Origin of the sequence: Actinophytocola sp., from assembly GCF_035712165.1 — a bacterium.
Lineage (GTDB): Bacteria > Actinomycetota > Actinomycetes > Mycobacteriales > Pseudonocardiaceae > DASYTH01.
Window position 1 is genome coordinate 1 of the sequence record NZ_DASTBH010000099.1, and the last position, 10,851, is coordinate 10,851.

At 71.2% G+C, this 10,851-nt stretch carries 9 protein-coding genes; 6 read left to right on the forward strand and 3 right to left on the reverse strand.

From position 1 onward, the window contains the following. On the reverse strand, window positions 1–1,294 hold a 1,294-nt coding region (gene lanKC / locus VFO68_RS05220), incomplete at its 3' end, for a class III lanthionine synthetase LanKC (protein ID WP_325157006.1). Between the two features lie 409 nt (window positions 1,295–1,703). On the opposite strand from lanKC, the gene VFO68_RS05225 reads away from it, so the two are divergent. Together VFO68_RS05225 and VFO68_RS05230 are read left to right on the forward strand one after the other, a co-directional pair. Further along, entirely contained in the window at window positions 1,704–2,030 is a 327-nt protein-coding gene (locus tag VFO68_RS05225) for a hypothetical protein (RefSeq protein ID WP_325157007.1), read from the forward strand. A 193-nt stretch (window positions 2,031–2,223) separates the two neighbouring features. Continuing rightward, entirely contained in the window at window positions 2,224–3,459 is a 1,236-nt protein-coding gene (locus VFO68_RS05230; RefSeq protein ID WP_325157008.1) for an IS701 family transposase, read from the forward strand. A gap of 24 nt (window positions 3,460–3,483) precedes the next feature. On the opposite strand, the gene VFO68_RS05235 is transcribed toward VFO68_RS05230, so the two are convergent. Together VFO68_RS05235 and VFO68_RS05240 are read right to left on the reverse strand one after the other, a co-directional pair. Further along, on the reverse strand, window positions 3,484–3,765 hold the full coding sequence (locus VFO68_RS05235) for a metal-sensitive transcriptional regulator (protein WP_325157009.1): 282 nt from the start codon (window positions 3,763–3,765) through the stop codon (window positions 3,484–3,486). 37 nt (window positions 3,766–3,802) lie between these two features. Next, window positions 3,803–4,837 carry a C40 family peptidase gene (locus VFO68_RS05240; protein ID WP_325157010.1) on the reverse strand — a complete coding sequence of 345 codons (1,035 nt, stop codon included), beginning with the start codon at window positions 4,835–4,837 and terminating at the stop codon, window positions 3,803–3,805. 158 nt (window positions 4,838–4,995) lie between these two features. Here VFO68_RS05240 and VFO68_RS05245 point away from each other — a divergent pair, with 158 nt between their 5' ends. Genes VFO68_RS05245 through VFO68_RS05260 form a run of 4 tightly spaced genes read left to right on the forward strand, consistent with a single transcriptional unit; the run spans window position 4,996 to window position 10,741 of the window. Continuing rightward, window positions 4,996–6,204 (forward strand): hypothetical protein, encoded by a 1,209-nt coding sequence (locus VFO68_RS05245; protein ID WP_325157011.1) that lies wholly within the window; start codon window positions 4,996–4,998, stop codon window positions 6,202–6,204. Next, window positions 6,201–8,450 (forward strand): serine/threonine-protein kinase, encoded by a 2,250-nt coding sequence (locus VFO68_RS05250; RefSeq protein ID WP_325157012.1) that lies wholly within the window; start codon window positions 6,201–6,203, stop codon window positions 8,448–8,450. The genes VFO68_RS05245 and VFO68_RS05250 overlap by 4 nt, the downstream gene beginning before the upstream one ends. Continuing rightward, complete coding sequence (locus VFO68_RS05255; protein WP_325157013.1) at window positions 8,447–9,448, forward strand: PP2C family serine/threonine-protein phosphatase; 1,002 nt, start codon at window positions 8,447–8,449, stop codon at window positions 9,446–9,448. The genes VFO68_RS05250 and VFO68_RS05255 overlap by 4 nt, the downstream gene beginning before the upstream one ends. Beyond that, a complete protein-coding gene (locus tag VFO68_RS05260) occupies window positions 9,449–10,741 on the forward strand; it encodes a VWA domain-containing protein (protein ID WP_325157014.1) in 1,293 nt (430 codons plus the stop codon). Window positions 10,742–10,851: the final 110 nt, after the last annotated feature.

A 10,851-nucleotide genomic window follows, 5' to 3' on the forward strand; every position in this document is an offset into this window, starting at 1 on the left:
TCATCGGCAGGAACAGGGCCAGCCGCATGCACGCCAGCGCGTACAGGTCGACGTCGTATCCGGTGACGCTGCGCGGCGGTGCGAAGCCCTGCTGAGCCAGGCCCGGCCGCACGGCCTTCTCGATCGGCGCGGCGACCTCGAAGTCCAGCAGCATCGCGGTGCCGTCCGGCCGGACGATCACGTTGAGCAGGTGCAGGTCGCCGTAGACGACGCCGCGCTCGTGCACGGCGAGCACGGTCCGCTCCACCTGTCGGTGGATGTCCACGGCCCACTCGGCGTAGCTGGCGTAGTCGTCCGGTCCGGCGGTCGGATCGGTGAGCGGGTAGCGCAACACGATGGCCTTGCTGAGCACCTCGCCGTCCACCATCTCCATAGCCATGAACCGGTGCTCGCCGACGTCGAAGATGTCGTAGACCTGGGGGATGCCGGGAATGCCGGCCAGCCGGTCGAGGAGCTCGTACTCGCGCTCCAGCCGGGTCACCGCGTCGTCGGCCCAGGCGTCCAGGCCACAGTGCGGCCGGGCCTCCTTGAGCACCACCGGCTCGCCGGTGCGGGTGTCGGTGCCGGCGTAGATGCCGCCGCCGTTGGAGAAGTGCAGCACCCGGTCAATCGTGTAGGGCAGGTCGGTGATCTTGACCGCGTTGCGGGCGGCGAGGTGCGGCTCGAGGAACGCCGGCAGCGTCACCCAGGGCGGGACCGCGAACACCGGGCTGCGGTCGTCCTTGACCAGCTCGCCGTCGCCGTTCTCGATCGCCGCGACCAGCACGCCGCGCTCGTCGACCATGTATCGCATGGCGAATGCGCCATACCGGACGAATAGTGGACCTTTGCCCCAACGCAGATCGGTCAGAATGTACGGATTCGGTTCGCCGTCGAGGATTTCGCCCAGCTCGCGCAGAATTTTTTCGCAGGCGGTGTCGTCGGGCGGATAGACGGTAACCAGCTTTCCGCTTGATCCACGCGGGGCGTACTTGGACAGACGGGCATTGAGGGCGCTGCGGGAGCGGAGGAACTTGAACTCGATTCCGCGGGGCACGCAATAGTCCCAGATGGCGCCGATGACACGTTCCGCGTTGTCCAGCGTGGCCGAGGCGTGGATCTTCCAGCCTTGCCGCGGCAGTTGCTCTGACGTGCCCGGATCCACCACCAGCCAGTCATCTTGAGGGTTGATGTGCCATCCCTCGGGCAGGGGGCGGGCGGCGGCGGCAAAGGAGGCGCCGGCGGTTTGCTCAGAGTGCATCGCGTCGTAGAACGACGGATCCGCCATCGTGTAGGCCTCGTATGCCTGAGTCATGCCGCCCCCGATTCGGAGTGATTTTGCCGCGCACCAATATTTTTAGTCGCCGAACCCCGAACGGTAATAGTGTGCGCCGTCATTAAATGCGAACGCGAGTGTCACACATGGGATGATGCGTTCCGCACATGACGGGGTTTCCGATCATGGCCAGCAGGCCGCTACCTGCGAAAACTACGTTCCGCCAGAAGTGTCCAGACAGGTTACTTCGTTTGGAGTAGTTTACCGCCCGGAATTTTGGATATGCCCTGGTAATTCGCACTATTTTCAGCCACATTCCGTAGCAAGAAAGAGCGGTCTTACCGAATTGCCGGGACTAGTACTCCAGCTGTAGATCGTGATCTTGCTTGCTGCGGCTGATGACCCCCTGTCATCGCGTTCGGCCAGCCACCCCGGCTACCCTCCGCCCATGGAGCAGGGCCACCCTCTCATTCGCGACGTCTTCCCGGATCTCATCGCCGAGCTGAGGGCCCTCCTGGAGGACGAGGGAGAACACGAGCTGGCTATCTGCGCGTGGGATCTGCGTCTGGTTGACGAGTGCGGCTGCGGCGATGACTTTTGCCAGAGCATCCGGACGGCAGATCATCCGCAGGGGCAGCCGTACGGCCCGGGCCATCGGTGCGTGCCTCTCTCGCCCTCGAAAGGCATGCTGATCCTGGACATCGTGGACGGCCGGATCATGTACATCGAGATACTCGATCGGCCACCCATGCGCCGTCGGAGTGCACAGCCGTAACGTTCGCCCGAGCGGAACACGAAGTGCGGGCTCGGACTCGCCAACTCGCGTGCTCGGGCCTACTGATGGGGCCTGGTTCGGGTACGGGGCCGGCCACCGTTGATCATCGTGACTTGTGTGGAGTAACGATGAGACGGTGGCCGCGGGTCACAGCATAGATCCCGTTCGTTGGCGGGAGGCGTTCGAGGTGGCCATGGCCCGTATCGCGGAACGGTTCGCCCGGGTCGAACCACGGTGGCGGGCTGGACGGTTGGTGCTGGGCCTGCTGTCGGACCTGCCGCGCAAGAACTGCTGGACGATCGCGGAGTGGGTTGGGGAAGCGAATCCGCACGGCATGCAGCATCTGCTGTGTCGGGCCTCATGGGATGCCGACGCCGTCCGTGACGATGTCCGCGATTACGTCGTCGAGCACCTGCACGACGAGGAAGCGGTTCTGGTCGTGGATGAGACCGGCGATGTGAAGAAGGGCATCCACACCGTCGGGGTCCAGCGCCAGTACACCGGCACGGCCGGACGGATCGAGAACTCCCAGGTCGCCGTCTACCTGGTCTATGCCGGTACGCGCGGCCACGCGGCGGTGGATCGCGAACTGTACGTCCCGCGGTCCTGGACCCGCGACCCCGACCGATGCCGGGCGGCGGGGTTGGGCGAGGGCACCGCCTTCGCGACCAAGCCGGAACTGGCCACCCGCATGATCACCCGATTCCTGGACGCCGGACACCGCGTCGGCTGGGTCACCGGGGACGAAGTCTACGGCGGTAACCCGAAGCTGCGGTCCACCCTGGAAGAACGCGGCTTGGAGTATGTCCTGGCGGTGGCCTGCTCGGCCGAAGTCACCACCAATGCGCGCATTTTCCGTGCCGATGCATTGGCGGCGAAGGTACCGAAGCGGGCCTGGCAGAAGCTGTCCGCCGGCGCTGGAGCCAAGGGCAACCGCTTCTACGACTGGGCTGTCATCGACCTTGCTGAGCCCGGCCCCGGCCACCGGCAGCTGCTGATCCGCCGCAACCGCCGCACCGGTGAACTCGCTTACTACCGCTGCCACTCCACCCGGCAGTTCCCCCTCACCACCCTGGTCAGGGTCGCCGGATCAAGGTGGCGGGTGGAGGAGACCTTCCAGACCGAGAAGGGGCTGGCCGGCCTGGACGAGCACCAGCTCCGCCGCTACCCCTCCTGGTCCCGCTGGGTCACCCTCGCCATGCTCGCCCACGCCTTCCTCGCCGTCGTACGCGCCGACGAACACACCCGCCCGCCCCCCGACGACCTCATTCCGCTGACCTGCAACGAAATCCAGCACCTGTTCATCACGCTCGTCGTCCAGCCGCTGTCCGATGCGGCCCACCGCCTGAGCTGGTCCGCGTGGAGACGACGTCATCAAGCCCAAGCACGCACCAGTCACTACCGGCGGCAGGCCGCAGCTCAGACATGAAGATCACGATCTACAGCTGGAGTACTAGGAGCGGACGAGGCGGGCGATCGCCTCGGTGGCCTCGCGGACCTTCTCGTCGGCCGCGGCTCCCCCGTCGGCGAGCGCCTGGGCGACGCAGTGCTTGAGGTGCTCGTCCAGCAACCCGATCGACACCGCCTGCAGCGCCTTCGTGGCCGCCGAGATCTGCGTCAACACGTCGATGCAGTACTCGTCGTTCTCCACCATCCGCTGCAACCCGCGGACCTGGCCCTCGATCCGGCGCAGCCGCTTGAGGTACCCGTCCTTGTCGGTGGTGTATCCGCGCATCCCTCCAGCGTACCCGTAGGGGGTACCCGGTCACGGCTCAGCGCATCACGCGGCGGATGACGGTGATCGGGCCGATGGCGTCGATGCTGGCCAGCTTCACGGTCTGGCCGAAGCTGGGGGCGTGCAGGGCCCGGAGGTTGTCGACGGCCATGGCGACGTGGTGGACCGGCTGGTAGTAGAAGATGAGGTCGCCAGGGCGGACGTCGTGCCGCAGGACCTGCTGGCCCACACCGGACTGGTCGATCGACACCCGGGGCAGGGCGATGCCGCCGACCCGGTAGGAGGTCTGCATCAGGCCGGAGCAGTCGTAGGCGGCCGGGCCGACCGCGCCCCACAGGTAGGGCTTGCCGATCTGGCTGAGGGCGAAGCGCAGCACGGCCCCGATGTCGCCGGCCGGGATCTGCACGTCCGCGCCGCTGAACTCGTTGGAGGTCAGCAGCGCCCGCTGGTCCGGGGTCAGCCGGTCGAGCGCGGCGCGCACCTCGGAGATCTGCTTCTCCAGCTCGGCCTTGTGTTGCTCGACCTTGGCCGCGCCGGTGGCCACCTCGGCCTCGGACGCGCGGGCCGCGTCGGAGGCGCGGGTGGCGTCGGCGGCCGCCCGGTCCGCCTCGGCGATCGCGGTCCCGCCGTACACGGCGACCCGGTCGGACACCTGCCCGGCCAGCATCCCCGCCTCGACCTGGCTGAGCACGTCGTCCCGGTTGGTACCGCTCATCAGCGCGGACAGCCCGGGCACGTCCTGCTGGCCGGACAGCAGCGCGGTGACCCGCTCCCGGTCGGCCTGCGCGGTGGCGGCGCGGGTGCGCGCGGAGTCCGCCTCGGTCTTCGCCTTCTCGGCGGCCGCGGTCGCCGACGCGGCGGCGGCCCGCTTGCGGCCGAGCTGTTCCTGGACCTTCAGCAGCTGCTCGTTGACCTTCTCCGCCTCGGCGGACAGGTCGTAGTAGCGGCCCAGCAGACCGGCGACCGTGGTCGGTTGGTGGGCCAGCGCCGGACCGGGCGCGAGCACGGAGGTGATCAGCGCAGCGGCAGCGACCGGCACCGCCCACCGCGACCGTCCACCCACGCCAGCCATGTCCGTCCCCTCCAGCCGACTGCCACCCTCCATGTTCCAGGAAAGGCGTTGTGATCGTGTGTGGTTCGGACCTGTGGAACGCAAAGGCCCGCCCCAACGGGCAGCCGCTGTGACACGATCATCCCCGCCACAGGTATACCGGAGAGGTGGGGAGCGCGATGAACCTCTCGGAACCTGGGCTGGATCGGGAGGAGGCCGACCGCGCACTGGAACGGCTCGGCGCCGAGAGTGACCGGATCGCCGAGGCCCTGGTCGCCATGGACTCCCATCCCGGCCACCAACTCCTGCGCGCCGCCACCCCGACCGGCCTGACCCGCACCCGCTGGGAACAGACCAGCACCGCGATGGCCACGCTCTGGGAACAGTTCGCGCTCTACCGTTCGCTGCTGGAGCGCGCCCGGGAGATCCGCGCCCGCCGGTCCCGGCTCGGCCAGGACGACCTCGACGAGCTCGCCGAGCTGCTCACCGGCCAGGTCGTCGAACTGGGCGCCCAGCAGGTGCCGATCGAGCGGCGTGGGCTGACCGGTCCGAGCGTGATCGTCGAGCGGATCAGCCTGCCGGAGCTGGTCTCCCGGATGAAGGCCGCCTACACCACGGCCACCTCGACCCTGGCCGAGGTCGACGCCGTCACCTCGGCGCTCCTGCGCCGGATCGACCCGCTGGAGACGGAACTGCGCGCGGTCACCGCAACGGCCGAGCGCCTGGGCCGGCTCGCCGAGCCGACCCGGCTCCGGGAACGGCTGGCCGAGATCCGCGAGCGGGCGGTGTCCGACCCCTTGGGCATCGACCAGACCGGACAGAGCGAACTGTTCGCCGGCATCGAGGCGGACCTGGCCGCGGTGCGCGCCGAACTGGCCCGGGTGACCACCGCGCGGGACGGCTTCGACGAACGGATCGGCCGGCTCACCGAGGCACTGCAGGAGATCGAGCGCACCCAGGCGCGGACCCAGGCGGCCGAGGCCGAGGTGCATGCCAAGATCGCCAGGCCGGGTCTGGCGCCGGCGGCGGACCTGACCGCGGCATTGCGGGCCGGCCTGGACCGGGCGCACGCGCTGGGCCGCGACGCCGCGTGGGACGAGTTGGCCACCGAGTTCGAGGCGCTGGAGGCGCAGGCGGCCGGCGCCGCCGTCGAGGCGGACCGGGCGCTGCGGGCCCGCACCGGACTGCTGGACCGGCGGCTGGAGTTACGCGGCCGGTTGGACGCCTACCGCGCCAAAGCCGCCCGGCTGGGCCGGGCCGAGGATCTCGACCTGGCCGCGCTGCACGGCGCCGCGCACGATCTGCTCTACACCCGCCCGACCGACCTCGCCGCGGCGACCGTGGCGGTCAACCGCTACCAGCAGGCCGTCACCGAGGGGGCCCGATGACCCGCTGTCCCCGGCCCGGCTGTTCCGGCACCCTCGACGAGGACGACTTCTGCGATGTCTGCGGACTGGCGGCGGTCGCGGCGGCCGTCGCCGCGGCCGAACCGGCCACCGCCGGCTCGGCGCGGGGCAGCGCCAGCCGGCCGACCGTCGCCACGGTGTGGACCTCGGGGCCGACCGCCCCGGTCACCGGCGGCTCACGGCGCTCGTCGGCCCGGTCGTCGAACCGCGGCCTGCTCGGCGCCGGTCTGGTCGAGGTGCCCCGGGTGCCCTACCGCGACCCGCGCACCGCCGTGCTGACCGACCCGGAAGTGCCGGAGAGCAAACGGTTCTGCGGCAACGGCGCCTGCCAGGCCAAGGTGGGCCGGGGCCGGGACGGCCGGCCCGGGCGGGTGGAGGGGTTCTGCACCAAGTGTGGGCAGCGGTACTCGTTCACCCCGAAGCTCGCCCCCGGCGAACTGGTGCACGGGCAGTACGAGGTGCTCGGCTGCCTGGCGCACGGCGGGCTCGGCTGGATCTACCTCGCGCTGGACCGCGCGGTGGCCGACCGCTGGGTGGTGCTCAAGGGCCTGCTGGACACCGGCGACGCCGACGCCATGGCCGCCGCGGTGGCCGAGCGGCAGTTCCTCGCCGAGGTCGAGCACCCGAACATCGTCAAGATCCACAACTTCGTGCAGCACCGGGACCCGTCCAGCGACGGCGCGACCGGCTACATCGTGATGGAGTACGTCGGCGGCCAGTCGCTCAAGGAGATCCTCAAACAGCGCCGCCGCGAGCTCGGCCCGCGCGAATGCCTGCCGCTGGCCCAGGCCATCGCCTACGCGCTCGAGGTGCTGCCGGCGATCGGCTACCTGCACGGCGTCGGGCTGCTCTACTGCGACTTCAAGCCGGACAACGTGATCCAGACCGAGGAGCAGCTCAAGCTGATCGACCTCGGGGCGGTGCGCCGGGCCGACGACGACCTCAGCGCCGTCTACGGCACGGTCGGCTACCAGGCGCCGGAGATCGCCAGCACCGGACCGTCGGTGGAGTCCGACATCTACACGGTCGGCCGGGCGCTCGCGGTGATGACCCTGGCGTTCGACTTCCACAGCGGCCACTTCCGCGACCGGCTGCCCAGCCCGGCCGAGGAGCCGCTGCTGGCCGAGTTCGAGTCCTACCACCGGCTGCTGTCGCGGGCCACGGCGACCGAGCCGGCGCGCCGGTTCGGTTCGGCCGAGGAGATGAAGGAGCAGCTGACCGGCGTGCTGCGGGAGGTGCTCGCCGCGCAGGACGGCCAGCCCCGGCCCGGCCCCTCGGCCGAGTTCACCCCGGAACGGCACAGCTTCGGGGTGCGGGCCAGCATCACCGACCAGGTGCCGCTGGACCCGGCAGCGGTGGTGGACGCGCTGCCGGTGCCCCGGGTGGACGGCGCCGACCCGGCCGCCGCGTTCCTGGCCACGGTCACCGCGGACGACCCGCGCCGGCTGATCGACGAGCTGGCCGACGCGCCACGGTTCACCGTGGAGGTCCGGCTGCGGATGGCCCGGGCGCTGATCGAGCTGGGCGACCTGACGGCGGCGGACGACGAGCTCCGGTCGGTCGCGGAGCAGACCGACTGGCGGGTCGCCTGGTACCGCGGGCTCGCGGCGCTGGCCGGCCGGCGGGTCGGGGACGCCCGGGCGGCGTTCGACGCGGTCTACGCCGCGGTGCCCGGCGAGGCGGCGCCGAAGCTGGCCCTGGCGGTGTGCGCCGAGGCGGCCGGCGACGCGCAACTGGCGGACCGGTACTACCGCACGGTGTGGCGGACCGACCGGTCCTACCTGTCCGCCGCCTTCGGGCTGGCCCGGGTGCTGCTGCGGCGCGGTGAACGGGCCGAGGCGGTGGAGGTGCTGCGCTCGGTGCCGGAGAGCTCCAGCCAGTACCTGACCGCACAGCTCGCCGCGATCCGCGCGCAGACCGGCGGCGCACCGGTCGAGGCGCTCACCGAGCAGGACCTCGTCGCCGCCGGTGGCCGGCTACGCGGTCTGGAGCTGGACGCCGAGCGTCGTACGCAGGCCAGCCGGGAGCTGCTGGAGGCGGCGCTGTCCTGGGTCCTGACCGGCCGGACCGGCACCGGGAAGGTACTGGACCGCACGCTGGCCGAGGCGGACCTGCGGTTCGGGCTGGAGGCCTGCTACCGGGCCCTGGCCCGGCAGGCGTCGACCACCGAGGAGCGCATCGCGCTCGTCGACCGCGCGAACGAGATCCGGCCGAGGACGTGGGTATGACTCAAGATCAGCAGCTGTGTCCGGGCTGTGCCGAGCCGGTGGGGCGGGCCGACCGGTTCTGCGAGGGGTGCGGCACGGACCTGCTGGTGCACCGCACCCCGGTCGGCGGCGCGCTCGGGGCGCCCGGCGCGGCCTGTGTCGCCTGCGGTGCGACCGAGCTCAGCCCGGACGGGTTCTGCGAGCGGTGCGGGCGGTCCCAGCCGGCTGGGCGGGACCGGATGGAGTGCGACCTCGAACTCGTGGCCGGGGTGGGCGACCGCGGGTTGTCCCGGTCCCGCAACGAGGACTCGATGGCCTTCGCCTGGGTCGGCGACGCGGCCGCCCCGCGCGGTGTGGTGGCCGTGGTGTGCGACGGCGTCGCCTCCACCGAGCGGGCCGACCAGGCCTCCCAGGCGGCCGCCGACGCGGCGCTGGACGTGCTGGTCGACGCGGTGCTGGCGGAGACCGACCCGGCCGAGGTCACGGCCGCGGCGGTGCACGCGGCGGTCAGCACGGTGTCCGGGCTGGCCGAGCGCGACCGGCCCGGCACGGCGCCGTCCTGCACGTTCGTCTCGGCGGTGGTCACCCCGCAGCGGGTGACGGTCGGCTGGGTCGGGGACAGCCGGGCCTACTGGCTGCGCACCAACGGGGGCGGCACCGACTCCCGCAAGCTCACCGTCGACGACACGATCATGGCCCAGCTGGTCGACCGGGGGATGCCGGCCGACGAGGCGGCGCGGGTGTTCCAGGCGCACGCCCTGTCGTCCTGGATCGGCGCGGACGCCGGCGACGTCGAACCGCATGTGACGACCCTGGAACCGGACGGACCGGGGGTCGTGCTGCTGTGCAGCGACGGCCTGTGGAACTACGTGAGCGAGGCCGACGAGCTGGCCGCGCGGCTGCCCGCCGGATCAGGCCCGCTGACCGCCGCGGCCGAGCTGACCTCCGTCGCGCTCGAGCTCGGCGGCGGCGACAACGTCACGGTCGTGGTGATCCCGTTCCCGCCGAGGAGGCAGTAGATGACCGCCTTCCAACTCGACGTCTACCAGAACGAGTACCTGTACGAAGGAGCCCGGGAGGTCAACGCGATCGTCACGGTCGCCGCGACCGGCGGGCCGGCGGTGGCCGAGAGCGGTGGCCCGGCCGCCGAGGTGATCATCGTGGACTGCTCCGGGTCGATGCACGTGCCGGCGAGCAAGCTGGCCGCGGCCAAGGCGGCGACCGCGGCGGCGATCGACACCCTGCGCGACGGGGTGCTCTTCGCGGTCGTGGCCGGCACGGACACCGCCCGGGTGGTCTATCCGCCCCGGGCCGAGCTGGTGCCGGCCAACCCGACCAGCCGGGCGGACGCCAAGGCGGCGGTGTCCCGGCTGCGGGCCAACGGCGGAACCGCGATGGGGGCCTGGTTACAGCTGGCCGACGCGTTGTTCGTGGGGCAGCCCACCGCGATGCGGCACGCGATCCTGCTCACCGACGGGCAGAACATGCACGAGACGCCGCGCCAGCTGTCCCGCACGATCAAGGCGGTGACCGGGCACTTCGTCTGCGACTGCCGGGGCGTGGGCACCGACTGGGAGGTCAAGGAGCTACGCGAGATCGCCACCGCGCTGCTGGGCACCGTCGACATCGTGGCCGAGCCGGCGGGGCTGGAGGCGGACTTCCGCGCCATGGCCACGGCGGCCATGGGCAAGGCGGTCTCCGACGTGTCCCTTCGGCTGTGGACCCCGCAGGGCGCGACGGTCAAGTTCGTCAAGCAGGTGGAGCCGACCCTGACCGACCTCACCGACCGGCGGGTGGAGTCCGCTCCGCGCAGCGGTGACTACCCGACCGGCTCGTGGGGCACGGAAACCCGCGACTACCACGTGTGCATCGAGGTCAACCCGGCCGGTGTCGGCGACAAGATGCTGGCCGGCCGGGTCAGCATGGTGGTGCCCAGCACCAACGAGGTGGTCGGCAAGGGCCAGATCCTGGCGATCTGGACCGACGACACCGTGCTGTCCACGAAGATCAGTCCCGAGGTGGCGCACTACACCGGGCAGGCCGAGTTGGCCGCGGCGATCCAGGAGGGGCTGGAGGCGCGCAAGAGCGGCGACGTCGAGCGGGCCACCGCCAAGCTGGGCCGGGCGGTGGCGCTGGCCACCGAGTCCGGGCATACCGACACCGTCCGGCTGCTGGACCGGGTCGTCGACATCGACGACCCGAAGACCGGCACCGTGCGGCTCAAGCGAAACGTGGCGGCCGTCGACGAGATGACCCTCGACACCCGGTCCACGGTCACCAAACGCGTCGGCAAGAACACGGCCGGGGGTTGACCGCGGTGGCCACCTGCCCGAGCGGTCATCCGTCCGCCGACGAGGAGTTCTGCGAGGTGTGCGGGCTGGCCATGTCCGGCGCGGCCGCACCCGCCCTGGCGCCGCGGGCC

What these genes read in the sequence shown, in the direction of transcription:
- VFO68_RS05225 (WP_325157007.1), top strand. Translation starts at nt 1,704, where the DNA reads ATGGAGCAGGGCCACCCTCTCATTCGCGACGTCTTCCCGGATCTCATC.
- VFO68_RS05230 (WP_325157008.1), top strand. Translation starts at nt 2,224, where the DNA reads ATGGCCCGTATCGCGGAACGGTTCGCCCGGGTCGAACCACGGTGGCGG.
- VFO68_RS05235 (WP_325157009.1), bottom strand. Translation starts at nt 3,765, where the DNA reads ATGCGCGGATACACCACCGACAAGGACGGGTACCTCAAGCGGCTGCGC.
- VFO68_RS05240 (WP_325157010.1), bottom strand. Translation starts at nt 4,837, where the DNA reads ATGGCTGGCGTGGGTGGACGGTCGCGGTGGGCGGTGCCGGTCGCTGCC.
- VFO68_RS05245 (WP_325157011.1), top strand. Translation starts at nt 4,996, where the DNA reads ATGAACCTCTCGGAACCTGGGCTGGATCGGGAGGAGGCCGACCGCGCA.
- VFO68_RS05250 (WP_325157012.1), top strand. Translation starts at nt 6,201, where the DNA reads ATGACCCGCTGTCCCCGGCCCGGCTGTTCCGGCACCCTCGACGAGGAC.
- VFO68_RS05255 (WP_325157013.1), top strand. Translation starts at nt 8,447, where the DNA reads ATGACTCAAGATCAGCAGCTGTGTCCGGGCTGTGCCGAGCCGGTGGGG.
- VFO68_RS05260 (WP_325157014.1), top strand. Translation starts at nt 9,449, where the DNA reads ATGACCGCCTTCCAACTCGACGTCTACCAGAACGAGTACCTGTACGAA.